General features: G+C 64.4%; 18 protein-coding genes. 13 read left to right on the top strand and 5 right to left on the bottom strand.

Features of this window, described 5'->3' with window-relative positions; genetic code table 11:
* Positions 1 to 38: 38 nt before the first annotated feature.
* Positions 39 to 935 carry an SDR family oxidoreductase gene (locus tag LFT47_RS06775; protein ID WP_236816461.1) on the bottom strand — a complete coding sequence of 299 codons (897 nt, stop codon included), beginning with the start codon at positions 933 to 935 and terminating at the stop codon, positions 39 to 41.
* A 211-nt stretch (positions 936 to 1,146) separates the two neighbouring features.
* Here LFT47_RS06775 and LFT47_RS06770 point away from each other — a divergent pair, with 211 nt between their 5' ends.
* The 9 genes from LFT47_RS06770 (at position 1,147) to LFT47_RS06730 (ending at position 13,173) form a co-directional block, all read left to right on the top strand.
* Complete coding sequence (locus tag LFT47_RS06770; protein ID WP_236816460.1) at positions 1,147 to 2,730, top strand: acyl-CoA carboxylase subunit beta; 1,584 nt, start codon at positions 1,147 to 1,149, stop codon at positions 2,728 to 2,730.
* Complete coding sequence (locus LFT47_RS06765) at positions 2,727 to 2,969, top strand: acyl-CoA carboxylase epsilon subunit (protein ID WP_236816459.1); 243 nt, start codon at positions 2,727 to 2,729, stop codon at positions 2,967 to 2,969. Before LFT47_RS06770 ends, LFT47_RS06765 begins: the two co-directional genes overlap by 4 nt.
* Before the next feature lie 141 nt (positions 2,970 to 3,110).
* Complete coding sequence (locus LFT47_RS06760) at positions 3,111 to 4,796, top strand: DUF885 domain-containing protein (RefSeq protein WP_236816458.1); 1,686 nt, start codon at positions 3,111 to 3,113, stop codon at positions 4,794 to 4,796.
* A 230-nt stretch (positions 4,797 to 5,026) separates the two neighbouring features.
* A complete protein-coding gene (locus tag LFT47_RS06755) occupies positions 5,027 to 6,439 on the top strand; it encodes a dicarboxylate/amino acid:cation symporter (RefSeq protein WP_236816456.1) in 1,413 nt (470 codons plus the stop codon).
* A 90-nt stretch (positions 6,440 to 6,529) separates the two neighbouring features.
* Positions 6,530 to 6,970 carry a YbjQ family protein gene (locus LFT47_RS06750; RefSeq protein WP_236816454.1) on the top strand — a complete coding sequence of 147 codons (441 nt, stop codon included), beginning with the start codon at positions 6,530 to 6,532 and terminating at the stop codon, positions 6,968 to 6,970.
* 37 nt (positions 6,971 to 7,007) lie between these two features.
* Complete coding sequence (locus LFT47_RS06745) at positions 7,008 to 7,676, top strand: TetR/AcrR family transcriptional regulator (RefSeq protein ID WP_236816453.1); 669 nt, start codon at positions 7,008 to 7,010, stop codon at positions 7,674 to 7,676.
* 43 nt (positions 7,677 to 7,719) lie between these two features.
* Entirely contained in the window at positions 7,720 to 10,242 is a 2,523-nt protein-coding gene (locus LFT47_RS06740) for an MMPL family transporter (RefSeq protein WP_236816451.1), read from the top strand.
* 298 nt (positions 10,243 to 10,540) lie between these two features.
* Complete coding sequence (locus tag LFT47_RS06735; protein WP_236816449.1) at positions 10,541 to 11,215, top strand: Maf family protein; 675 nt, start codon at positions 10,541 to 10,543, stop codon at positions 11,213 to 11,215.
* 149 nt (positions 11,216 to 11,364) lie between these two features.
* Entirely contained in the window at positions 11,365 to 13,173 is a 1,809-nt protein-coding gene (locus tag LFT47_RS06730) for an acetyl/propionyl/methylcrotonyl-CoA carboxylase subunit alpha (RefSeq protein WP_236816447.1), read from the top strand.
* Between the two features lie 76 nt (positions 13,174 to 13,249).
* Here the strand turns inward: LFT47_RS06730 and LFT47_RS06725 are convergent, their stop codons facing one another.
* A complete protein-coding gene (locus tag LFT47_RS06725) occupies positions 13,250 to 14,659 on the bottom strand; it encodes an MFS transporter (RefSeq protein ID WP_236816445.1) in 1,410 nt (469 codons plus the stop codon).
* Between the two features lie 291 nt (positions 14,660 to 14,950).
* Here LFT47_RS06725 and LFT47_RS06720 point away from each other — a divergent pair, with 291 nt between their 5' ends.
* The 4 genes from LFT47_RS06720 (at position 14,951) to LFT47_RS06705 (ending at position 20,967) form a co-directional block, all read left to right on the top strand.
* Positions 14,951 to 16,357 carry an MFS transporter gene (locus LFT47_RS06720; protein ID WP_442863440.1) on the top strand — a complete coding sequence of 469 codons (1,407 nt, stop codon included), beginning with the start codon at positions 14,951 to 14,953 and terminating at the stop codon, positions 16,355 to 16,357.
* Between the two features lies 1 nt (position 16,358).
* On the top strand, positions 16,359 to 18,617 hold the full coding sequence (locus tag LFT47_RS06715; protein WP_236816436.1) for a molybdopterin oxidoreductase family protein: 2,259 nt from the start codon (positions 16,359 to 16,361) through the stop codon (positions 18,615 to 18,617).
* The gene (locus LFT47_RS06710) at positions 18,614 to 20,176 is read left to right on the top strand and encodes an FAD-dependent oxidoreductase (protein ID WP_236816435.1); all 1,563 of its coding nucleotides are present in this window, start codon (positions 18,614 to 18,616) and stop codon (positions 20,174 to 20,176) included. The genes LFT47_RS06715 and LFT47_RS06710 overlap by 4 nt, the downstream gene beginning before the upstream one ends.
* Before the next feature lie 143 nt (positions 20,177 to 20,319).
* Positions 20,320 to 20,967 carry a hypothetical protein gene (locus LFT47_RS06705; protein WP_236816433.1) on the top strand — a complete coding sequence of 216 codons (648 nt, stop codon included), beginning with the start codon at positions 20,320 to 20,322 and terminating at the stop codon, positions 20,965 to 20,967.
* A 711-nt stretch (positions 20,968 to 21,678) separates the two neighbouring features.
* Here the strand turns inward: LFT47_RS06705 and LFT47_RS06700 are convergent.
* The 3 genes from LFT47_RS06700 to LFT47_RS06690 all read right to left on the bottom strand — a co-directional run bounded on the left by LFT47_RS06700 (position 21,679) and on the right by LFT47_RS06690 (position 24,524).
* Complete coding sequence (locus tag LFT47_RS06700; protein WP_236816431.1) at positions 21,679 to 22,152, bottom strand: tyrosine-protein phosphatase; 474 nt, start codon at positions 22,150 to 22,152, stop codon at positions 21,679 to 21,681.
* Between the two features lie 159 nt (positions 22,153 to 22,311).
* Positions 22,312 to 22,704 (bottom strand): YybH family protein, encoded by a 393-nt coding sequence (locus LFT47_RS06695; protein ID WP_236816429.1) that lies wholly within the window; start codon positions 22,702 to 22,704, stop codon positions 22,312 to 22,314.
* 41 nt (positions 22,705 to 22,745) lie between these two features.
* Positions 22,746 to 24,524: an HNH endonuclease signature motif containing protein gene (locus LFT47_RS06690; RefSeq protein ID WP_236816427.1), complete on the bottom strand. Its 1,779-nt coding sequence runs from the start codon at positions 24,522 to 24,524 to the stop codon at positions 22,746 to 22,748.

Raw genomic sequence — 24,524 nt, 5'->3', positions numbered from 1 at the left:
CCTATCCAGCCAGGCTGGTCCCGGAAGAAGTTGTCCGCTTAGAGGAAGATATCCGGCACCAGCTTCTCCTCCGGGGCCCCCAGACTGTAGGGCCTGAAGTCCGAAACACCCGCAGCCCGCAACACCTGTTCGTCCGTGTAGAAGTTGCCCGAACTTGCCGAACCGGCTGAGTCTGCGGTCAGATGCGCCCCGGTCAGGACAGCGTGGGCCGCGTCGGCCATGATGTCCGAGCCTCGGGCGGCTTGGACGATCTGTTCCCCGCCAGGCATATTCCGGATGGCGGCAGTGTCGATCAGGGTGCAGGGCCACAGCGAGTTGACCGACACGCCGTCGTTCTTGAGTTCTTCGGCCAGTCCCAGAGTGGTGAGGCTCATACCGTACTTGGCCATGGTGTAGGCCAAATGCATGCCGGCCCATTTCGGGTCAAGGTTCAACGGAGGGGAAAGAGTCAAGATGTGGCCGTTGCCCGATCTCCGCAGGGCCGGAAGCGCGAGCTTGGACAGCAGGAACGTCCCCCGGACGTTGATGTCCTGCATGAGGTCATAGCGTTTCATGTCAATCGCGTCAGTGCGGGAGAGATCTATCGCCGAGGCGTTGTTGATGACGACGTCGATTCCGCCAAAGCGTTCGACGGCGGCGGCAACCGCCGCGGCAACGTCGCCGTCGTTGCGGACGTCTCCCACGAGCGGCAGCGCCTGGCCGCCGGCTGCTTCCAGTTGCTCGGCGGCCGTGAAGACCGTTCCTTCCAGCTTGGGGTGGGGTTCTCCGGTCTTGGCCATGATGACGATATTGGCGCCGTCGCGGGCCGCGCGGGTGGCGATTGCCAAGCCGATGCCGCGGCTGCCGCCGGACATGAGGATGGTGCGGCCCTTCAGTGATGCATGCGCCTGGTAGGGAAGGGCACGGTTTGCAGAAGCATCGTTGCTTGAGGTCATGAGGACACTGTAACGCAACTATGTTACTGGCGAGTAACATTGCTTGATGCTCGACTTGAAGTCGGAAAATTGTAGGGTTTCTACAGCGGTCTGTGGCTTTTGCGTCATTAGACTAGCCAACAGGGCCCGCACTTTGTACGGATGCTACTTAAGAGCGCATGCCTAACGAAGCAGTGCCAGCGTAAATCAGCTACAGAGCCGGAGACATTTGATGAGCCACGATCTGACAACGACAGCGGGAAAGATTGCCGACTTCCGCGACCGCCAGGCCCGTGCAGAGCAACCCTCCGGCCCCGAAGCCATCGAGAAGCAGCATGCCCGCGGCAAGAACACCGCGCGCGAACGCATCGACATGCTCCTCGACGAAGATTCGTTCGTGGAGTTCGACGCCTTGGCCGTCCACCGCTCCACCGCGTTCGGCATGGAGAAGAAGAAACCCCTCGGCGATGGCGTCGTCTCAGGCTACGGCACCGTCGACGGCCGCCTCGTCGCCATCTACAGCCAGGAATTCAGCGTCTACGGCGGCTCCCTGAGCCAGGTCAACGGCGAAAAGATCGTCAAAGTCCAGGAGTTCGCCCTCCGCAACGGCTGCCCGATGGTGGGCATCAACGACGGCGGCGGTGCTCGCATCCAGGAAGGCGTCGCCTCACTCGCGATGTTCGCCGACATCTTCCGCAACAACGTCCATGCTTCCGGCGTCGTCCCCCAGATTTCCCTCATCATGGGCCCGTGCGCCGGCGGCGCCGCCTACTCCCCCGCCCTCACCGACTACGTCGTGATGGTGGACAAGACCTCCCACATGTTCATCACCGGCCCTGACGTCATCAAGACCGTCACCGGCGAAGACGTGGACATGGAAACCCTCGGCGGCGCGCGCCAGCACAACGCCACCACCGGCACCGCGACGTACCTCGCCAGCGACGAAGCCGACGCGATCGAGTTCGTCCGCGAACTCCTTGACTTCCTGCCGTCCAACAACCTCTCCGAGGCCCCCGTCCTGGAGCACGAGCAAGAACTGGAGCTCGACGACGACGACCTCGCCCTGGACACGCTCATTCCGGACTCCGCCAATCAGCCGTACGACATGCGCAAGGTCATCGAGCAGATCGTGGATGACGCCCATTTCCTCGAAATGCAGTCCCTCTACGCCCCCAACGTGATCATCGGCTATGGCCGGGTTGAAGGCCACACGGTCGGGATCGTGGCCAACCAGCCGATGCAGTTCGCCGGCACCCTGGATATCTCCGCTTCGGAAAAGGCAGCCCGCTTTGTCCGCCACTGTGATGCCTTCAACGTTCCCATCATCACCTTGGTGGACGTCCCCGGCTTCCTGCCCGGCAAGGACCAGGAATTCCAGGGCATCATCCGCCGCGGAGCCAAGCTGCTTTACGCGTATGCCGAGGCCACCGTGCCCAAGCTGACGGTCATCACCCGCAAGGCCTACGGCGGAGCGTACATCGTGATGGGTTCAAAGAAGCTTGGAGCCGACCTCAACCTCGCGTGGCCGACGGCCCAGATCGGCGTCATGGGCGCCCAAGGTGCCGTCAACATCCTGTACCGCCGCGACCTTGCGGCCGTCGCCGAGGCGGGTGGCGACGTCGAAGGCAAGCGTGCCGAGATCATCCGCCAGTACGAGGAAGAACTCCTCAACCCCTACCAGGCAGCCGAGCTTGGCTACGTCGACGCCGTCATCGTGCCGTCGGAGACCCGCATCCAGATCATCAAGGGCCTCCGTGCCCTTCGCGACAAGCGCGCCAGCCTGCCCACCAAGAAGCACGGAAACATCCCCCTGTGAGCGTCGAAGAGAACGTTCCCAGCCCGACGGACGCGGCGCCGGCCGAGCCCTTGCTTTCAGTCGTCAAGGGAAACCCGACGCCGGAAGAGCTCGCGGCCCTTGCCGCCGTCGTCGCTTCCCTTGGATCGCCGGAGGAAGCCGAAGCTCCCAAACCGAGCACGCGGCACTGGCTGCGACGGCAGCAATTGCGCATGGACCCCACGCCGGGGCCAGGCGCCTGGAAGCGAAGCCGGGGCTAAGTTCCATGGTGACCCAACTAGCTCGCATTTAATGTCGTTCTGAAGGCTCAGAACGACATTAAATGCCAGCCAGTTGGGTTGGCCTCCGGGATATCTGCAACAACCCTTTCACAAGAGAGTTGTCGCGGTTAGGCTCGTGGGGTGACTACTCCTAACACAGCTCCGGCACGCCTCCAGACTGCCATCGATGCGGTCGCCGACGCCTACACGGACACCCTTCTTGCCCTCAACCCGACCCTCGCCACCACCCTCGGCCTGCCCGGACACGAAACCGAGTACCAGGACTTCTCGCCTGCCGGCGCGGAGTCATTCGCCAAGGCAGCGCGCCGCACCCTGGACGAGCTGGCCGCGCTCGAACCGACGGACGCCTCCGATGTCGTCACCCTTGACGCGATGCGGGAACGGCTTGGCCTGGCCCTCGAAATCCACGAGTCCGGTTGGGACGCCGCGGACCTGAACAACATCGAGTCTCCGGCCCAAATCATCCGCGCGATCTTCGACCTCATGCCCACCGACACTGCCGAACACTGGGAGCACATCGCCGGCCGCGCGGCCAACATCGCTGAAGCGATCGACGGGTACATCGTTTCCCTTCGTTCGGCCAGGGACGCAGGGAAAGTCTCCGCGGCCCGCCAAGTCAAGATCGTCATCGAACAGACCAGCAAATACGCGGCCGAGGACGGCTTTTTCGCCAAGCTCGCCGCCGGAGCGACCATCGACGGCCAGCCGCTGCCTGCGGAACTGCAGGAAAAGCTCGACGCCGGTGCCGCCGTCGCGCGTTCCGCTTACTTGCGCCTCGCCGCCTTCCTCGAAGCGGAGCTTCTGCCCTTTGCTCCGGAAAAGGACGCCGTGGGCCGCGAGCGCTACGCATTGGCCTCACGTTTGTTCCTCGGAGCAACCGTGGACCTGGAGGAAACGTACGCCTGGGGCGTGCAGGAACTCGACAGGCTCATTGCCGAACAGGAGCGCGTAGCCGGGCAAATCAAGCCCGGCGCGTCGATCGAGGAAGCCAAAGCCATCCTCGACAACGATCCCGAGCGGCAAATCAAGGGCACCGATGCCCTCAAGGCCTGGATGCAGGAACTCTCGGACCGCGCAGTCGCCGAACTGGCCGACGTGCACTTCGAGATCCCGGACATCATGAAGACGCTCGAATGCCGCATTGCGCCCACGGACGAAGGCGGCATCTACTACACAGGTCCCTCCGACGACTTCTCCCGGCCCGGCCGCATGTGGTGGTCCGTTCCCGCCGGCGAAGACACCTTCACCACCTGGGCCGAAACCACCACGGTGTTCCACGAAGGCGTCCCCGGCCACCACCTCCAGGTGGCCACCGCCGTCTACCGCCGCGAGCTCCTCAACAACTGGCGCCGGAACGTCTGCTGGGTCTCCGGGCACGGCGAAGGCTGGGCCCTCTATGCCGAAAAGCTCATGCTGGAACTCGGCTACCTCAAGGACCCGGGCGACCACATGGGCATGCTGGACATGCAGCGCATGCGCGCCGCCCGCGTGGTGTTCGATATCGGCGTCCACCTCGAGCTGGAAGTTCCAGAACGTTGGGGCAGCGGGACGTGGACCTCGGACAAGGGCTTCGAATTCCTCAAGGCCAACCTTCCCATCAGCGCGGGCCAGCTCCAGTTCGAATTCACCCGGTACCTCGGCTGGCCGGGCCAGGCTCCGTCGTACAAGGTGGGGCAGCGGCTTTGGGAAGAAATCCGGGCTGAGCTCGAACGCCGCGAGGGATTCGACCTGAAATCCTTCCACACGGATGCACTGAACATTGGCTCTGTTGGCCTGGATACGCTTCGCCGGGCGCTGCTGGGGTGACCCAACTGACTCGCATTTGTTGTCGTTTTGGAGGCTCAGAACGACAACAAATGCGAGTCAGATGGGCTGAGACGTACGAGACATTCCCCACATTCCGTCCGGGAATAACTTCATAAATGGGTGGATTGGCGGCGAATTCGCGGGCTTGTACGGTGGCGGCTCGAATTTGGGAATGTAACATTTCTCAACGTCGGGTCGCGGTGGTATTTTTCGGGGCCTAGTTTGTTCCGGTGAGCAATTCATCCAACACTTTGACTTCCGCCGGAAAGACTGGGTCCCGGCTTCCCAAGTGGGCAACGTCCTTCGGTGTCCAGATCATCGCGGCCCTGGTGATCGGCCTGGCACTCGGTCTCCTGGCCAAGGCCACCGGTAGCACCACGAAGGCTCCCAACGGACTCGGCGCCACGCTTCAGACGATCGGCTCGAGCTACGTCTCGCTGCTGCAGACCGCCGTCGTGCCCTTGATCTTCACCGCAGTGGTGAGTTCGATCGCGAACCTCCGCCAAGTGTCCAATGCGGCGAAATTGGCGTGGAACACCTTGCTCTGGTTCGCCATCACCTCGCTCATCGCCGTGATGATCGGCATCGGACTTGGCGTGCTCCTGCAGCCGGGCTCCGGCACCGGCATCACCAAGAAGGCCGAGTACGCCGGAAAGACCGGCGACTGGTGGGCATTCCTCACCGGCCTCTTCCCCAAGAACTTCCTCGGCATTGGCGCGAGCACAAGCGTCACGGACGGCGTCGCCAGCACGTCGGTCAGCTTCAATGTGCTCCAGATCCTGGTCATCGCCATCGCTGTCGGCGTCGCCGCCCTGAAGGTCGGCAAGCAGGCCGAACCGTTCCTCAACCTCAATGCTTCCGCCCTGGCGGTCATTCAGAAGGTCCTCTGGTGGATCATCCGCATCGCCCCGCTGGGCACCATCGGCCTGATCGGCAACGCAGTGGCCGTCTACGGTTGGGACACGATCGGTTCGCTCGGCAAGTTCACCGTGGCCATCTACGCGGGCCTGGCCCTGGTGCTCTTCGTCGTCTACCCTATCCTGGTCAAGACCCATGGGCTGTCCGTCAAGCAGTACTTCTCGGGCGTGTGGCCCGCCGTGCAGCTGGCATTTGTCTCCCGGTCCTCGATCGGCACGCTGCCGCTCACGCAGCGCGTCACCGAACGCAACCTCGGAGTTCCCCAGGGTTACGCATCCTTCGCCGTGCCGCTCGGCGCCACCACCAAGATGGACGGTTGCGCCGCCATCTACCCGGCCGTTGCTGCGATTTTCGTTGCCCAGTTCTTCGGCATCAACCTGGACTTCAGCCAGTATCTGTTGATCGTGGTGGTTTCGGTCCTTGGTTCGGCGGCAACGGCAGGCACCACGGGCGCCGTCGTCATGCTCACGCTGACCCTGTCCACGCTGGGGCTGCCGCTTGCCGGCGTCGGGCTCCTCCTCGCGATCGACCCCATCCTGGACATGGGCCGCACGGCCGTCAACGTCGCAGGACAGTCGCTGGTTCCGGCCATCGTGGCCAAACGGCAGGGAATCCTCGACGAATCGCTCTACAACGCGCCACGCAAGGGAACGGCGTTCGCGGCCGAGACCGAGTCTCCGGAGGCATCCGAGGACACCCGCGAACTCGCTGACGCCAAGGCCTAGCGGCCACGCACCGTCGCGCGGACAAATCCCCGGGGAATGCCCCGGGGATTTGTCGTATTAACAGAGGTGGATTCTGGATAGGCTCTGTCCATGTTGATCGTCACCTCAAACAAGATTCCGGGCCACAGGATCGACGCCGTCTTCGGCGAAGTCATGGGCCTCACGGTCCGCTCGCGTGATCTCGGCTCCCAAATGATTGCCGGTTTCCGCTCCCTCGGCGGCGGCGAGCTCCCCGAAATGACCAAGGCACTTTATGAAAGCCGCCAGGAGGTCATGGCCCGAATGGTCAACGAGGCACAGCAGCGCGGCGCCAACGCTATTGTCGCCATGCGCTTTGACACGTCCGAGATGGGCGGCAACTGGACCGAAGTGTGCGCCTACGGCACCGCGGTATTCGCCATCCCGCTGGCCGAAGGCGAGCCCGGCGCCACCGGCCAGTCGATCTACCTCACCAGCGTCACTGCCCAGCAGTCCGAGCAGCCCACGACGTCGGCCGCGCCCCAGGAACACGCGGCACCGCCGGAGATTTAACTTGCCCTGAGTGCAAAGTTGCACTTAGTGTAAGTAGGTGACAACTTCCGACACCGCCGCTGTCCCCTCGCGTCGGGAACAGAACAAGCTGGCCACCCGCCAAGCGATCACGGATGCAGCCCTCGCCATGTTGCGCAGCAGGGGCGCCGGCAATTTCACCGTGGAAGATATCGCGGAAGCGGCAGGCGTATCCCGGCGCACCTTCTTCAATTACTTCCCGAGCCTCGAAGCGGCCCTGGCCTCAGTGACCGAGGGATTCCTGGACCATGCCCTCGAACAATTCCGCCTGCGCCCTTCGGACGAACCCATCCTTGATTCCGCCCGCGCCGCCCTCGCGGCGCTGGCTGACCCCATGACGGTTTCCCCCATGGCCGAGCTCTTCAGCCTGACCCACGACAACCGCGCCCTGGTGCGTTCCGAACTGGAAGCCTGGGACCACTGCACCACGCAGATCATCGACGCCGCCCGCCTTCGCCTCGGCCCGGATGTCGATGAGCTCTATTTGCGGGCCTTGGCCGGGTCGATCATTTCCTGCGGCAAGGCAGCCATGAGCGTCTGGTTCGAACAACACGGCCCGGATCTTTCCCCTGAATCGCTCGCGAGCCTGCGGCAGCACTTGATCGACGCAATTGGCCTGCTCGGTTCAGGCTTCACGGCACCCGCCCCTCGAAGTCCCGGCGTCGCGCGGCACTCCGCCCGCGACTGACCCACAACACTCGGCATCACCACACCGACAGATCGGTTCCGATATGGCTCTCCTGCTCTACCGCCTTGGCAAGTTCTCCTACCGTCACCGCTGGCTGGTGATCTCCCTCTGGCTGGCCGTGCTTGTGGCCGTCGGCGGCTCCGCAGCCGCCTTCCACGGCACCATGTCCAACAATTTCCAGATCCCGGGTACCGAGACCCAGCAGATGCTGGACAAGCTCAAGAAGGACCTTCCGGCTTCTTCGGGCGGTTCCGCGGGGATCGTCTTCGAAGCCGGCGACGCCGGATTCAACCAAGCCGGCAAGGACGCCATTGCGTCGGCCCTCGCCCAGCTGGAAAGACTGCCGGACGTGCAGTCCACCGTCAATCCCTTCACGACCCAAGCCACCTTGGACAAGGCGCCGTCCGATCTTGCTGCCGGGGAACAGAAAGCGGCAGCCGGGCAGGCCGAACTGGACAAGGCGCGGGCCACGCTCGATGCAGGTGATGCCCAACTCAAGGGCGCCGAGCAGCAAATGACCGCGGCGGGCATGCCCGCCGCGCAGATCGAGGCCCAACTTGCCCCGCAGAAGGCCGAACTCCTTGCCGGGCGCCAAAAGCTCGATGCAGGCCAGAAGCAAGCCACTGACGGTGCCGCCGCTCTCGCGCTGGCCAAGCGCCAGGTGACAGCTTCCCAGGGCATGCGTTTCGTCTCCCAGGACGGTAAAGCGGCGATCGCGCAGGTTCAGTTCAAGACCTCCATCAACGGACTGACCCCCGCCGTCCGGCAGCAAGTCCAGGACATTGTCCACGGAGTCTCCTCGGCAGGTGTCACAGCCCTGGCCAGCAAGGAAATCACCGAGGACGTCTCGCAGCTGTTCGGTGTCTCCGAAATCATCGGCATCGCGGTGGCGGCCATCGCCCTCATCGTGATGTTGGGAACGCTCGTCGCCGCCGGCCTGCCCCTCCTGATGGCGATCATCGGCGTGGCCGTGGGCGTCGGCGGAACGTTTGCCCTCACCGGCGTCATTGACATGAGTTCCATCTCCCCGATGCTCGCGCTCATGCTGGGCCTCGCCGTCGGTATCGATTACTCGCTCTTCATCGTCAACCGCCACCGCGGGCAATTGCTTGCGGGGATGGATGCGGAGGAATCCGTGGCCCTCGCCACCGGAACCTCGGGCAACGCCGTCCTCTTCGCTGGCCTCACTGTCGTGATCGCGCTTGCCGCGCTCGTGGTTCCGGGGCTCCCGTTCCTGGCCGTCATGGGCCTGTCGGCCGCCGCGACGGTGGCAGTCGCCGTCGTCGTCTCCTTGACCTTGACCCCGGCGGTGCTTTCGTTGGTGGGCCGCAAACTGATCTCAAAGCGGGCGTGGGCCAAGGCGGAGCGCCACAACGCGGAGCCGGAGCACGCCTCTGCGGACCGCGCCGAGGACCAGCGCCGGAGCAGCCGTGGGTGGGGCGGGCTCGTGACCCGGCACCCGGTGGTCTCGCTCCTTGCCGGCGTCGTGCTGCTCGGGGTGCTGGCCCTCCCGGCCTCCCAGCTGCGCCTCGCTTTGCCCGACGGCGGTTCGGAACCGGTCGATTCGCAAGCGTTCAAGGCCTATGACCTCACCCGTAAGAGCTTCGGCGAGGGCATGACCGGCCCCATCGTGGTTGTCGGTACGTTCCCCTCCGGGCTCAGCGACGACCAGGCCAAGACCAAGCAGTTCGACGTCGCGGACAAGCTGCGCAGCGTGGACAACGTCGTGGCGGCCGTTCCCGTAGCCCTCAGCCCGGATCACCGCACGGCCGTTTTCCAGGTCATCCCCAAGGACGGCCCCGCCAGTGCAAGCACCGTCCAGGTGGTCTCGGAATTGCGCGCGAAGGGTTCCGAAATCCAGCAGGCCACAGGCGCCACCATTGGGTTGACGGGGCAGACAGCCGGCAATATCGACGTCTCCGCGAAGCTCGGTGCCGCGTTGCCGCCTTACTTGGCGATCGTCGTCGGGCTCTCGCTGGTCCTGCTCCTGCTGGTATTCCGCTCGATCGTCGTCCCGCTGCTCGCCACCGGCGGCTTCCTGCTCTCGCTCGCGGCAGCGTTCGGCGCCGTGGTGGCCGTGTACCAGTGGGGCTGGCTGGGTACCGTGTTCGACGTGCCCAATCCGGGAGCCGTGCTGAGCTTCCTGCCGATCATCCTGATTGGTGTGCTTTTCGGCCTGGCCATGGACTACCAGGTGTTCATCACCTCCGGCATGCGCGAATCGTTCATGCACGGGGAGAACGCGAAGCAGGCGGTCCGAAGCGGCTTCAGCCATGCCGCAGCTGTGGTCGCGGCCGCCGCCATCATCATGGTCAGCGTGTTTGCCGGCTTCATCTTCAGCCACCTGACGATGGTCCGGCCGCTCGGTTTCGCGATGGCGTTCGGCGTACTCGTGGATGCGTTCGTGGTGCGGATGACCATCGTTCCGGCCGTGATGTACCTGTTGGGGGCGAAGGCCTGGTGGCTGCCGCGGTGGCTGTCCCGGATCCTGCCCGACGTCGACGTCGAGGGCGCCAAATTGCAGCGCACGACGGCGGCAGGCGGGGCCAAAGAGCTGGTCCACTAAGCGCCTGGTCGTCTTAGCGGCGGGCGTCGGATCCGGGTCCAGAACCGACGCCCGCTCACCTATACCGCACTTTTCCCAAACGCCCGCTCACCAATACCGCGCTTTCCCCAAACGCCCGCTCACCAATACCGCGCTTTCCCCAAACGCCCGCTCACCAATGTTCAAAGAGCATGTGCACCTGGGCGGCATACGTGAGCGGGCGTCGGACCAAACACCCACATACGTGAGCGAGCGTCCGGCCAAACACCCACATACGTGAGCGCGCGTCGGGGGAAGGCGGACGTACTACGCTTGAGCCGTGACCCGATTGATCCTGGCTTCCCAGTCCCCCGCCCGCACCAAGCTCCTCACGGAGGCCGGCATCCACCACGAGGTGCTCGTCTCGGACGTGGACGAGGATGCCGTGCAAGCCCGGTATGGTGTGACCGACGCGCATGACACCGCTCTCCTCCTGGCCCGTGCCAAGGCCGAGGCCGTCGCCTCCCTTCCGGACGCCGAGGGGGCCCTCGTGATCGGCTGCGACTCCGTGTTCGAGTTCGACGGCGAATCGCACGGAAAGCCGTACACGGTGGACGTGGCCAAGGAACGGATGCTGCGCATGAGCGGCTCCAAGGGCGTACTCCACACCGGGCACTGGCTCGTGGACTGCCGCGAAACCGCAGCGGACATGAACGACGGCGAGACGGCCGTCGGCACCGGGGCAACAGTCGGTGCCGTATCCAGCGCAGAAGTCCACTTTGCCGAGATGAGCGAGAACGACATCGACGCATACATCGCAACCGGCGAGCCCCTGCACTGCGCCGGTTCGTTCACGATCGACGGCTTGGGCGGGGCCTTCATCCGCAAGGTCGACGGCGACCCGCACGCCGTCGTCGGGCTCTCCATCTCGACCCTCCGCGACCTGCTCGGGCAGGCGAACGTTGGAATCACCGAACTCTGGACCCACAACGGCTCCGAAGCGAGCAACGAATAGGGGCGGTCCGAGGCGCCCGTCCGCCAGCCGGTTTCCGGACTTTGTAGCAAACCTACAAAGACAGGCCGTCTCACACACGGAATCCCCCATCAATATGGGCGGAACCCTCAAAATCACGCTAGGCTCCCTGAAGGACAGAAGGAGTCAACTTGTCAGCTAATCCGGCGCAGCCCATTTCCAGCCCTCTCACCAAGGTCTTGATCGCCAACCGAGGCGAAATCGCGGTCCGCATTATCCGCGCAGCCCGGGACGAAGGCATCGCTTCCGTGGCCGTCTACGCAGACCCCGACCGCGACGCCCTGCACGTCCGGCTGGCAGATGAGGCCTACGCGCTGGGCGGCAACACCGCTGCTGAGTCGTACCTCGTGATGGACAAGTTGATCGAAGTCGCCAAGCAGTCGGGTGCCGACGCCATCCACCCCGGCTATGGCTTCCTCGCCGAGAACGCCGAGTTTGCCGCCAAAGTCATCGACGCCGGCCTCACCTGGATCGGCCCGTCCCCGGACGCCATCTCCGCGCTGGGCGACAAGGTTCAGGCCCGCCACATCGCCGAAAAGGTCGGCGCTCCCCTGGTTCCCGGCACGGCCGACCCCGTGGAGTCCGCCGACGAAATCCTGGCCTTCGCCCAGGAATTCGGGCTCCCGATCGCCATCAAGGCCGCCTACGGTGGTGGCGGCCGCGGCATCAAAGTGGCCCGCACCATCGAGGAAATCCCCGAGCTTTTCGAGTCCGCAGTGCGGGAGGCCATTGCCGCCTTCGGCCGCGGCGAGTGCTTCATCGAGCGCTTCCTGGATTCCCCGCGCCACGTCGAGACCCAGTGCCTCGCCGATGCCTACGGAAACGTTGTGGTGGTCTCTACCCGCGACTGTTCCCTCCAGCGCCGCAACCAGAAACTTGTTGAAGAAGCCCCGGCGCCGTTCCTGAGCCCCGAGCAGAACGAGCGACTGTACGAGTCCTCGAAGGCCATCCTGAAAGAAGCGGGCTACCTGGGCGCGGGAACGTGCGAATTCCTGGTGGGCCAGGACGGCATCATCTCCTTCCTTGAGGTCAACACGCGACTTCAGGTGGAGCACTGTGTCTCAGAGGAAGTCACGGGCCTCGACCTCGTCCGTGAGCAATTCCGCATCGCCCGCGGCGAAAAGCTCGGCTATGGCGATCCCGAGGTCCGCGGCCACTCCTTCGAATTCCGCATCACCGGCGAAGACCCGGGCCGCAACTTCATGCCCGCACCGGGAACCATCAGCACCCTGAAGAACCCGACAGGTCCGGGCATCCGCATCGATTCGGGCGTCGAACAGGGCGACGTCATCAGCGGGAACTTCGATTCCATGCTGTCCAAGCTGATCGTCACCGGCGCCAGCCGCGAACAGGCCCTCCAGCGTTCCCGCCGGGCCCTTGAGGAAATGGTGGTTGAAGGAATCCCCACCGTCATTCCTTTCGACCTCGCAGTGGTGACCGATCCCGCATTCGCTCCGACCGAAGGCCCGTTCAAGGTGCACACGCGCTGGATCGAGACCGAGTTCGTCAACAACATCCCCGCGTGGACGCCTACCGGAACCGGAACGGAAGCCGCCGACGCCGGTGAGCGCCAGCGCGTCGTCGTCGAGGTTGGCGGCAAGCGGCTGGAAGTTGTCCTTCCCGCGACTCTCGGCTCGGTTTCCTCGGTTGCCAGCACGGGCACCAAGGGCGCGAAGGTCAAGAAGCGTTCCCGCTCGGCGGGCGCCACGGCAGCTGTAGCAGGCGGAAACGCCCTTACTTCGCCGATGCAGGGCACCATCGTCAAGGTGGCCGTCGCCGCCGGCGATGTGGTTGCGGAGGGCGATCTCATCGTGGTCCTCGAAGCCATGAAGATGGAACAGCCCCTCACCGCCCACAAGGCCGGCACCATCCACGGGCTGGTGGCCAAGGCAGGCGAAACCGTCTCCGCAGGCGCCGTCATCGCGACGATCGAAGACTAAACAGACTCAAACGGCTCCGGCCCCGCACCATGGGTGCGGGGCCGGAGCCATTTAACGCGAGTCTGTTAATACAGGATCAAGCGACGTTGTTCTCGTAGTCCGTGTCCTTGGTTTCCTTGGACAGGAACAGGGCCACGAGCGTCAGGACTGCCATGGCGCTCAGGTAGACGCCCACCAGGACCGTGCTTCCCTTGGCCGATTCCCAGAGCCAGACCGCGATGAACGGAGCCACAGCCGCGCCGAGGATGCTGGACATGTTGTAGCTGACTGCGGATCCGGTGTAGCGGACGTTGGTGGGGAACAGTTCCGGAAGCAGCGCACCCATGGGGCCGAAGGTGAGGCCCATGAGCGAGAATCCGAGGATCAGCAACGCCATGGTCCCCACGAAGCCGCCACTGAACAGGGGAACGAACAACAAGCCGAACACCAGGATGCCGGCCGTCACGGCGAGCAGCATCTTGCGGCGGCCGTACTTTTCGGCCAGCGGGCCCGCCACAAGGGTGAAAATGCCGAAGAAGACGACGCCGGCAATCAGCATCCAGAGGAAATCGCTGTTGCTGAAGCCCAAGCCCGGGACGAACGCTGCGACGGCCGCGTCGGTCATGGGCTTTCCGGCCTTCACCGCTGCAGCTTGAGCGCCCGCCAGAGTGGGTTGGGTTCCGTACTTCAGCGTGAACGTGGTCATCAGGTAGAACAGCACGTACGTGGCCAGCATGATGAAGGTACCGAGGATCAGCGGGCGCCAGCTTTTCTTAAACACGCGTCCGATGGGCAGCTTGGCTACTTCGTTCGACTCCAGCACCTTGGTGAAGGCGGGAGTCTCGATGAGCTTGAGGCGCACATAGAGGCCGAGGATCACCATGACGGCGCTGAGCAGGAACGGCACGCGCCAGCCCCAGGCGGCGAAGGCTTCGGGAGTCAGGGTGTAGCTGAAGACTAGGAAGATGATGTTGGCCAGGATGAAACCGATCGGCGCACCCATCTGAGGGAATGTCCCATAGATGGCGCGCTTGTTCGCCGGCGCGTTCTCGGTTGCCAGCAGCGCGGCGCCGCTCCACTCACCACCGAGGGCCAGGCCTTGGGCGAAACGCAGGACTACCAGCAGCGTGGGGGCCAGGAAGGTCCATCCGGGAACCTGTGCCGTGGGCAGGCAACCGATCAGGAACGTGGCAATGCCCATGGTCAGGAGGGACGCAACCAGGGTTCCCTTGCGACCGAACTTGTCACCGAAGTGGCCGAAAATGATGGAGCCGAGCGGCCGGGCAACGAAGGCGACGCCGAACACCGCGAAGGAACTCAGCAGCTGGGTGGTCTCGTCGGCCGTCGGGAAGAAGAGTTTGGGAAAGACAAGCACTGCTGCGGTGGCATAAACGTAGAAATCGTAGAACTCGATGGACGTCCCGATGAGGCTGGCGAAGATCACCCGTCCCCGCGAGTTGACCGGCTTGACTGACTCGCTTTCCTTGGATTCAGCGATGGAAGACATGTAGTGGTTGCTTTCCGTTCACGCCGGCCCGGCGTTCCTGAGCCTGCCGGCTGATTATTTGAGAGTTCAATAATAGTTCCCGGCATCCAACAAATGGACAATCAAGTCCAGTATGCGGACGCTCTGGAAAGTCTCACTCTGTGGTCCGCGCCACACAACCTCACCAAAGCCTCACGCACCGGTGATGCCCTCCGATAGGTGAATGTCACAGCACGTTTACAAACCGCGACGGTCCGCGAAACGCGCCATCCCTAACGTGGAAGTACAACGTCCCCACAAAGGAGGCACTCCGTGACAGTTGACCGAAGCACCGAAATCCTCACCAACGAGCAGGCGCCCGCCGCCCTCGTCCCCGAGCTTGACCACCGCCCTGGCCGCTGGATTGCCAACTGGGATGCAGAGAACAAAGACCAGTGGGAAGCTGCCGGCCGTTCCATCGCCAAGCGCAACCTGTACTGGTCCATCTTCGCCGAGTTCCTCGGCTTCGTCGTCTGGCAGCTCTGGTCGATCGTTGTCGTCCAGCTCCCGGCGGCAGGCTTCAAGTTCGACACCAACCAGATCTTCTGGCTCATCTCGATCCCCAGCCTGGTCGGTGCCACGCTGCGCATCCCCTACACCTTCATGGTTCCAAGGTTCGGTGGCCGCAACTGGACGATCGTCTCGGCCCTCCTGCTGCTGATCCCGACGGCGGGCCTCGCCCTGTGTGTCTCGAACCCCGGCACGCCCTTCGGCGTCATGCTGCTGGTCGCCGGCCTTGCAGGCTTCGGCGGCGGCAACTTCGCCAGCTCGATGGCAAACATCACCTTCTTCTACCCTGCCCGCGAAAAGGGCTGGGCGCTGGGCCTGAACGCCGCGGGCGGAAACCTCGGTGCCGCCGTCGCGCAGCTCGTCGTCCCGATCGCCGTTACCCTCCTGGCCGCCGGCACCGTCAACCTGCCCATGGCCGGCCTCATCTGGATTCCCCTCATCCTTGTCGCCGCGTTCGGCGCGTGGAAGTACATGAACAACCTCACAAGCGCCAAGGGTGACGTCGCAGGCTCGATCGCCGCGCTCAAGGAACCGCACCTGTGGGTCATGGCCTTCCTGTACATCGGCACCTTCGGCTCGTTCATCGGCTTCTCGGGAGTCTTCCCCAAGCTCATCAAGGACTACTTCCCGGCCTTCTCCTCCATGCACCTCGGCGCAGTTGTCCTCTCGCTCGCCTTCCTTGGCCCGCTGGTCGGCTCGCTTGCCCGGCCTTACGGTGGACGCATGGCCGACCGCATGGGCGGAGCGCGGATGACCGTCACGGCGTTCGCGGCGATGGCCATCATCACCTTGACCATGATCTGGACCCTTCCGCTCAAGAACTTCTGGCTCTTCCTGGTCCTGTTCCTCTTCCTGTTCACGGCAAGCGGCTTTGGAAACGGCGCCACCTACCGCATGATTCCGGTCATCTTCGCCACGTCCAGCCGGGCCGCACGCTCGGGGGCCGGCGCCGCCAGCACTGCACGCCTCGCGTCTTCCTCCCTCGGCCTGATCTCCGCGATCGGCGCCTACGGCGGATTCGTCATCCCCCAGGTGCTCAACGCATCCAGCGCTACCGGCTCCTACACTCCCGCGTTCTATGGCTTCGTCGGCGCTTATGTGCTGATGCTCATCGTCTGCTGGGCCTGCTACCTCCGGAAGGCCAACCGTAACGCGATGGGACACATCTAATATGCCCAATGGCGCCAACACCCACTGCCCGTATTGTGCGCTGCAGTGCGCCATGACCCTGACCCCGGCAGCGCCCACAGCGCAGCCGGGGTCAGACCCCGCTCCCGCAGCAAAGGCACTTCCCCCGCTGGAAGTAACCGGCCGCGACTTCCCCACCAACCGGGGCGGGCTGTGCCGCAAGGGCTGGACATCGCCGTCGTTGTTGAACCACACCGGACGCGTCACCGAACCCATGCTCAAAGGGTCCGACGGCGTCCACCGGCCGGTCACGTGGGACCAGGCACTCATGCTGGTCACCGGAGCCGTCAAGCAGACCCGCGAGCAATACGGGCCCGACGCCGTCGGCGTGTTCGGCGGCGGCGGACTCACCAATGAGAAGGCCTACCAGTTAGGAAAGTTCGCCCGCCTGGCGTTGGGAACCTCGCGCATCGACTACAACGGACGTTTCTGCATGTCCTCCGCCGCGGCAGCCGGAAACCGCGCGTTCGGCGTGGACCGCGGCCTCCCGTTCCCCGCGGAGGACCTTGATTCAGCGAGCGTTATTTTCCTTCTCGGCTCCAATGTCGCCGAGACCATGCCGCCGTTCGTCCAGCACCTGCAGGGCGCCCGCGATTCCGGCGGGTTGATTGTGGCCGATCCCCGCCGTTCCGCGACAGCAGCATTCACCGGTGACGGCGGCGGCATCCACTTGCAGCCGACCCCGGGAACGGACCTCGCCCTGCTGTTGGGTATCTCCCACGTGGTGGTGCACGAAGGCCTCGCCGACACCGACTACCTCCAGGGCCGCACCACGGGTTACCCCGCGATCGTTCGTAGCCTCGCCGGCTTCTGGCCCGAGCGCGTCCAGTCGATTACCGGCGTGCCCGCCACGCTCATCCGGGACACCGCCCGGCGCCTCGCCGACGGCGCCCGGCGCGGCGGCAGCTACATCCTCACCGGGCGCGGAGTGGAGCAGCACGTCGATGGCACGGACACCGCCACAGCGGCGATCAACCTCAGCCTCCTCTTGGGCCTGCCGGGTTCCTCCCGCAGCGGCTACGGCACACTGACGGGCCAAGGCAACGGCCAGGGCGGCCGCGAGCATGGCCAGAAGGCCGACCAGCTCCCCGGCTACCGCAAGATCACCGATCCGGCGGCCCGCGCCCACGTCGCCAAGGTGTGGGGCGTGGACGAAAGCCTCATTCCCGGCCCCGGGCTGCCGGCAGTGGAGCTGTTGAAGTCTTTGGGACAGCCCGACGGCGTCCGTTGCCTTTTCGTGCACGGCGCCAACGTGGCGGTGTCAGCCCCCGACGCCGGTGCGGTGATCGAGGGCCTGCGCAGCCTGGACTTCCTGGTTGTTTGCGATTTCTTCATGTCCGAGACTGCCCTTGAAGCCGACCTCGTCCTCCCGGTCACCCAATGGGCCGAGGAAGAAGGAACCCTGACCAACCTCGAGGGCCGCGTGCTCCGCCGTCGGAAGGCTCTCACTCCTCCCCCGGGCGTCCGCAGCGAATTGTGGCTCATGGCCCGGCTTGCCGAATCCCTCGACTCTCCTTCAACGTTCAGCGACGATCCCGAGACCGTCTTCGAGGAGCTCCGGCTCGCCTCGGCAGGGGGCCTGGCCGACTACTCCGGAATCGACTACGCCATGTTGGATCGCGGAGAAGCCGCCTATTGGCCCTATCCCACCGGCAGTTCGGGAACGCCTAGACTCTTCCTCGATAGCTTCGCGCACGCCGGCGGACGCGCGGTGATGGTCCCGGTGGCACCGCGGACGCGGTCCCGGCGCTCCGCCGTCGTCGGCTCTGATCCCGATCCGCTGACGCTCGTCACCGGGCGATTGCTGGAACATTACCAATCGGGCGCCCAGACCCGCCGCGTGGCCGAACTCGTGGCCGCGCAGCCCGAGCCGCTCCTGCAGATCCACCCCGCGACGGCGGCCGTCAGGGACATCTCCAGCGGCGACTTTGTCCGGGTCTCCAACGAGCGCGGTGAGGTCCTGTGCAAGGTGGAACTCAGCAACAGCATCCGGACGGACACCGTCTTCCTGCCTTTCCATTTCCCCGGGCTGGGAAGCGCCAACCGGCTCACTGCGGCGGTCACGGATCCTATTTCCGGAATGCCGGAATTCAAGACAAGCACGGTCTGGGTCCGGAAGGCGGCACGAGCAAATGCCGAATCGGCGTTGGCTGCCCAGTTGGGTGCCCAGTTGGCTGTGCCGGCGGCGGTCGGCTCGTCAATGCGGGACAGCTTGTCAATGCAGGTCAAGGAGGCATCGTGAGCGAGCGAATTGTGGTGGTCGGGTTCGGACCGGTCGCGGCCCGGCTGGTGGACGAGTTGGTGCCCGCCGTGCGCGGCGGCCTTGTACAGTTGCTCGTCGTCGGGCAGGAGGCCGACGCCGCGTACAACCGCGTCATGGTGGCGGAACTCGGCGTGGGGCGGACCACCGCGGAGGCACTTGCGATGGCGGACGCTGGCGATTTGGCGGCCGACGGCGTCGAGGTGCGGCTGGGCGTCACCGTCAAACGCATCGACCGCGCGCGCCAGCAGCTTGTCCTGTCGGACGGGACCACGCCGCCCTACGACCGTTTGGTGTTCGCCACCGGCTCGAGGCCCGTCATTCCGAACCTCACCGGTATCAACCCTGATCCTTCGCATCCCGTGCTCCCTTTAGGGGTGACGGCCCTCCGTGACCTGCGCGACGCCGCGCAACTGCGCGACGCCGTGACTGCCGGCAAGCGCGTGATCGTCCTCGGGGGTGGCGTGCTTGGCCTCGAAACGGCCTTGGCCGCGGCGGAAGAAGGCTCCCTGACGACAGTGGTGCACAACGGTTCCTTCCCTCTGGGCCGCAATATCGACCGCGGCGGTGGAGCCGTTCTCGCGGCGAGCTTGCGCAACAGCGGGATCACCATGGTGGGCAACGCCCGCTCTACAGCGGTGGAACACAATGGTCCCGACGGCAAGTTTTCGGCCCTGGTGCTCGACGACGGGTCACGGATCGAAGGCGACCTACTTGTCCTTTCCTGTGGCGTTCGCCCACGGATCGAACTGGCCGAAGGTTGTGGGCTCCCCGCGGCCACCGGCATCCTGGTGGATCACCACCTGCGGACCTACCACGAGCCGCACATGTTCGCGATCGGCGACTGCGCCGAAGTCCGCTGCGCCGATACCGAGTGTGCCGAATGCCGTACCGCACTGGGTCCTTCCGGCCTGGTGGGTCCGGGCTGGCGCCAGGCCGAGTGGCTTGCCGAGTACCTGATCCTCCTTGCAGAGGGCGGCCAGGGCGCTGCCGACACCCTGGCACCGCTCCCGCAGGAGAAGCCCGGCGTCGTGGTGTTGAAGGCGCGCGGCATCAACCTGGCGGTCGCCGGCGACAACAGCGCCGAACCGTGGGATGACGAGCTGTTGTCCGTCGGGGCCTCCGAGGGAATGCCGCGGCGCCAGGTTGCCCAATGGGCCGATCCGGAACACGGCCGCTATGTCAAAATGACGACGCGCGGCGGCGCACTCGAGGGACTCGTGACTGTAGGCATGCCGCGCACCGCCGCGGAACTCGTGATGCTCTTCGAACGCGGCTCCGAACTTCCGGCAGACCGTTCACTCCTGCTGCGCTTGGATGGGCCGGACCAACTGGATTCTTCTGCTTCGAGTGATGATCCTCAGCGGACCGTGTGCCGCTGCGCAGGCGTCAGCGGTGCGAGCATCGAGGAAGCCGTGCTGGATGGCTGCTCCTCCGTGCCGGCGGTTTCCAAAGCGACCCGCGCGGGGACCGGGTGTGGAGGGTGCCACGGGGACATCAAGGGGATTATTGAAAAGCACTTTCAGGGGGTTGCGGCGTAGGGGGTTGAGGGGCTCAGGTACTCACGGGTCCGATCCCGGTTCAGCTCTGAAATCCATAAGGATGAGCCGAACAAACTTCCTGATCTACGTTTTGGAATTGACGAAATGCCTAGATATTACGCCAAGTTTCGTAGGCTGTTGCAATGGATATTGCGGCTGTTCCAATCGACGGTGAGACCGTGCGTCTCGTTGCCACAGCATCAGGGGCGGTTATTGCCGGACTCGGCGGGGCGCTCATCGGGGGGCTATTCACTCGTAGAACAACTCGAATGACTCTAGAAGCCTCGAACCTTTCGGACGCCGCACGCTGGCGGCGAGAGCAGCAATTGGAACATGATCAGTGGCACCGCAATCGCAAACAGAGTGCCTACGAAAACTTCCTGTTGGAGGTCGAGAACTGCCGCCCATTCATGATGGCCCGTGAGCTTCAGACTGGTATGCCAGACATGTCCAAACTCCTTGCAGCCAAGACGCAGTTGAAATTGATCGGTGCAATCCCGGTGCGTCGGACAGCTAACACTTTGATGAACAATCTGACCCAGTTGGCAAGTGCACCTTCCACGGGGGTTAGCACGGAAAAGCACAAGCTGTTGGTGAAGTATCAATACGTTCTCGACCAGTACGTTCAGTCAGTGCGAATAGACCTCGGCACTGCGACAACTGAAGATGAAGAGTTGACGCTGGAGAACGAAGAGAACTGGAAGAAAGTCCTAGGAAGGGAGGGGGACTCTGTAGGCCGTGTCCCCAACGTCTTGCTTGAGCAAGCGAGAGTCCGGTACGGCGGAGCTTGACCTTGCCGAACATTGCACTACTCGGCACGCGTTCATCATTTAACCGCCGCTCATTTCTCGGACCCGGCGCTACGTCGTAGTGGCCACGCCATTCAAGGCTGCGACCTGCCGCAAATCCGAATAATCAGGGTTGCGGGTTCCATGGCGTGAAGTGGGACGCGTCGAACCATATCCGTTCCGCCGATCACAAGCGCAAATTGGTCCTTCTCCAATTGGCTGGACGGCCCTCCGGATGCGCGTCCGATCTCGAGTTCCTTAGTTCTCCGGTGATGCTCCGCTGTGTTCGGAAATCCGCCCCCCGCTTCGTTCTATTCGGTCTTGGTAGTGGCGTAGTGAGCAATCGTATGTTGGTCCAGATCATGGCGTAATTCTTACTAAACTCAGCTCGCCCGATGGAGTGGCCTGTCAGGATCTGGTCCCAGTTATCCCCCTTCTGACAGACATTCCAAGGCAGCAGCGGAACGCGAGACATCTTGTCCCGTGCTCCGCAATCTCGGCGCAGTGCTTCCGGAGATCGAGATGAAGTCCGAAGACGAGGCGAGCGGCGCGTTTCTGCAGCCATTGCTGTTCCTGCGGTTTGAACCGTGGCGTCCCAATCCGCCCCATTCCCTGCTTTCGCTGAATCCCAGGGGTCCCTCACCGCCGTGACTCTTCAACAACATCTCGCACCCAGATCATGGCTTCGAGTCGCACGTATCGGAGCCATGCCACTTAGGCGGCCTCCGAGGTGCTTACAAGAGCTGCGCGCTGGAAGCCGATTGCCCTTCTTGAAGGGTCGCCTGATAGCTGCAAATCTTGACCGCCAAAACTGCACGCCCACGCTATCCCGCCGGGTTTGAGGGTCTGGTTGCCGCGCCACGCCAGGTGAACAGGCCTCCCGGTCCCCGTCTGTGAGCGCTGCGGTGTCGAGCAAGGTTTCGGGATCGAAATTTGCCAACGCATCCCGGAACGCGCCTTCGGTTGTTGTGCCGTGTTGCCGCCACAGCTCCTTGAGCCAAGGTTCGGCGTTGTTGCGGTTACCGGAAGGTCGACCACGGTGCGGATCCCGGCAACGTGTATCTGCTGCCATCGGTTCCCGGTGATCCAATCGACGTTCTCGCTCCGGACGAAGACACCTCGCGGCGTAAGGGCGCCATACGCTCGCTGTCGACCACCAAGGTCGCGTCCGCTGACCAGCCCGTCCACTTTGAGTGTGCGATCTTCGTTTCTGCCAAGTCCCCCATGGCCCTAGTAAACCAGAGCGTACTTACCCGTTGGGTTGTTCGGAATCACCAATTCGCGACACAAGCGCGGGATCCGGCTACCCGTTCCCCTCAGGCAACGGCGCCTCCCGGTGCGCCATCACTAATCGGCCGTCAGTTGTTCGTGGACAATCTGCCAGCCTTCGTGTCTGCGCACGAATACGTTGGTGCCGCGTCCTGCCCCGGAGCGTGGCTGACCATCGACGATTCCCGTCCAAGAGAATCGGTAGCGGCAAACGGCGCCATTCGCCTGCACCAACACCCACGTCAGTTCGTCGACGAGGTACCGTTCGTCCTGAATTGCGCGGAAGGTCGCCTCGATAGCTGACCGGACCTGCTCGTGGCCCTCGTGAGATCCGTCTGAAAACCAATAGGAAGCGTCCTCGGCGATGTACGGCAGGACCCGCTCGATGTCATGAGTGTTGTTGGCCGCCTCATACCCGCGCATGACAGCCGTGAGTTCATCGACGAGGATCTCACGGTCAAGAATTTCCATTCACATACTCTTGCACAGGCACGTCACACCGGAGCACGTGGTCACACCTGGAAGTAGTGGTTTCTGCGTGGCTGTTGCCTTGGGTCGATGTGGGGTGGCGGGATGAACCAGGGCACGCCTGTTTGGACCTGGATGTGCCACTCTTCCTTGTGGATCAGGTGGTGGTGATGGCTGCAGAGCAGGACACCATTGTCGGCGCTGCTTGGTCCACCCCGGGACCAGTACGTGATGTGGTGGGCTTCGCACCACGGGGCCGGCATCGTGCACGAAGGGAACGCGCAGCCTTTGTCCCGGGCGGTGATGGCTTTACGGATGTGGGCGGGGAAGATCCGGGATGCCCGGCCGATGTCCAGGACCTGGCCTTCCCCGCCCAGGACGACGGGAATGATGTCCGCATCGCAGGCGATCTTCCGCAACGTGGCCGCCGGGACCGGACCAGTGAATGCAAAGCTCCCCGTGTCCTGTTGCGACCCGTCGGCGCGCCCGGCTTGTCCGGATTGGCCCAGGAACGTGAGCTGCCCGGCTTCCTTCACCGATGCGAGGAGATCCCGGTGGTCGATGGTGGCCATGATCTGGGGGCGCTGGCCCCCGGCCGCAGGCAGCGCCCCGGTGGCGAGGGCAATCTTGCAGGCGCCCAGCAACCCGTCCAGGAGTTTCTGCGCCCTCGTGCGGCGGTCCAGGGACGCGGCATCATCACCTGAACCACCCGGCAGCCCGTCGGCCGGAGCATTTGCCGGCGCGCTCCCGCCGCCGGCTTCCACGGCATCGTCCTCCGGTCCGGGCTCCCCCGACGTGCGGGTCCGGGGGTTGGTGGCGGTGTTCATGACGGTGAGCAGGTGCTCGTATTGGTCCTGTGTGGCGAAGATTTCCACATGTTGCAGCCCGTGTTTGGGCCGCCGCAGGAAAGCGCCTTGGAGGTGGCGCAGGGTTTCTTCGCTGGGCTCGGCACCGTCCTGGTCGATCGCGTCGGTCCAGCGCCGGGCAATCCTGGCCAGGAAATCGGCGTCGTTCTCGGTCGCCGTCAGGGTCAATGCGTGTTCCATGTCCGCTGCTGTCTCGCGGCTGCACAGGGGCCGGACGCGATCCAGAGCCATGGTGATGGTGGTGGCCGGCCGGGACGCGATGCTCCCGCAGGCCAGGGCCGCGGCCACTTCCCCATACCGCGGCTGGATCCGCTGCCCCGTCAGGGAGCGTCCCGGCAGCAGATCCTCCGCCAAAGCAAGACGGCGGCGCGCCTCGGCCGCGCTGATCCGCAGAAGCGAGCGCAGGTGCTCGCCTGTGTTCCGGAACTCCCGGAACCCGGCGACGGCGGACGTCGCGGCGAGACTGCCGTTCCCGACGTCGGCACTCGCCTCGGCTGCTCCGCCTTCAATTTCGGGGCTGCCGGGACCATCGCTGGAGCCGTCCGCCCGCGTTTCGGCTCCCCAGCCGGTCGTCCAGCCAGTTCCGGCGGCCGGCTCCTGCTGCCGCACCCGATGCAACTGCCCCGCGGCGACGAGCTGCAAGTAGTCCAGGGTGCGGGAGAGTTCCTCCACGCCGGAGGCAAACGCCGCGGAATCCGGCAACCCCAACGGCCCGACGTCGTCGACCGCCGTCCGCGCCAGCGAGCGTAACGCTGCAAGAGCACCCTCCAGAACCCGCTGCGGACCACCGTGACTGCCGCCGTGAGCTTCACCCGGATCCAGCAGAGCGAACCGGCGCGGCATCAGCGACTGACCAGCCGCAGGCACCCTCCAAGGCGCCCGCACCCCAGGGGACACCACAAACCGGCCACCGGGCGCGGCGCCCTGGCGGGTGGTGAGATGTCCGATCGCTTCCAT

Origin of the sequence: Arthrobacter sp. FW306-2-2C-D06B, assembly GCF_021789175.1 — a bacterium.
In the GTDB taxonomy this organism is placed as follows: Bacteria; Actinomycetota; Actinomycetes; order Actinomycetales; family Micrococcaceae; genus Arthrobacter.
Note: the sequence above shows the minus strand (reverse complement) of the source record. Positions and strands in the feature narration are given on the sequence as shown.

Coding starts and splice junctions, on each gene's coding strand:
- LFT47_RS06725 (WP_236816445.1), bottom strand. CDS start 14,659: ATGTCTTCCATCGCTGAATCCAAGGAAAGCGAGTCAGTCAAGCCGGTC.
- LFT47_RS06770 (WP_236816460.1), top strand. CDS start 1,147: ATGAGCCACGATCTGACAACGACAGCGGGAAAGATTGCCGACTTCCGC.
- LFT47_RS06715 (WP_236816436.1), top strand. CDS start 16,359: ATGCCCAATGGCGCCAACACCCACTGCCCGTATTGTGCGCTGCAGTGC.
- LFT47_RS06690 (WP_236816427.1), bottom strand. CDS start 24,524: ATGGAAGCGATCGGACATCTCACCACCCGCCAGGGCGCCGCGCCCGGT.
- LFT47_RS06740 (WP_236816451.1), top strand. CDS start 7,720: ATGGCTCTCCTGCTCTACCGCCTTGGCAAGTTCTCCTACCGTCACCGC.
- LFT47_RS06750 (WP_236816454.1), top strand. CDS start 6,530: ATGTTGATCGTCACCTCAAACAAGATTCCGGGCCACAGGATCGACGCC.
- LFT47_RS06695 (WP_236816429.1), bottom strand. CDS start 22,704: ATGGAAATTCTTGACCGTGAGATCCTCGTCGATGAACTCACGGCTGTC.
- LFT47_RS06775 (WP_236816461.1), bottom strand. CDS start 935: ATGACCTCAAGCAACGATGCTTCTGCAAACCGTGCCCTTCCCTACCAG.
- LFT47_RS06705 (WP_236816433.1), top strand. CDS start 20,320: ATGGATATTGCGGCTGTTCCAATCGACGGTGAGACCGTGCGTCTCGTT.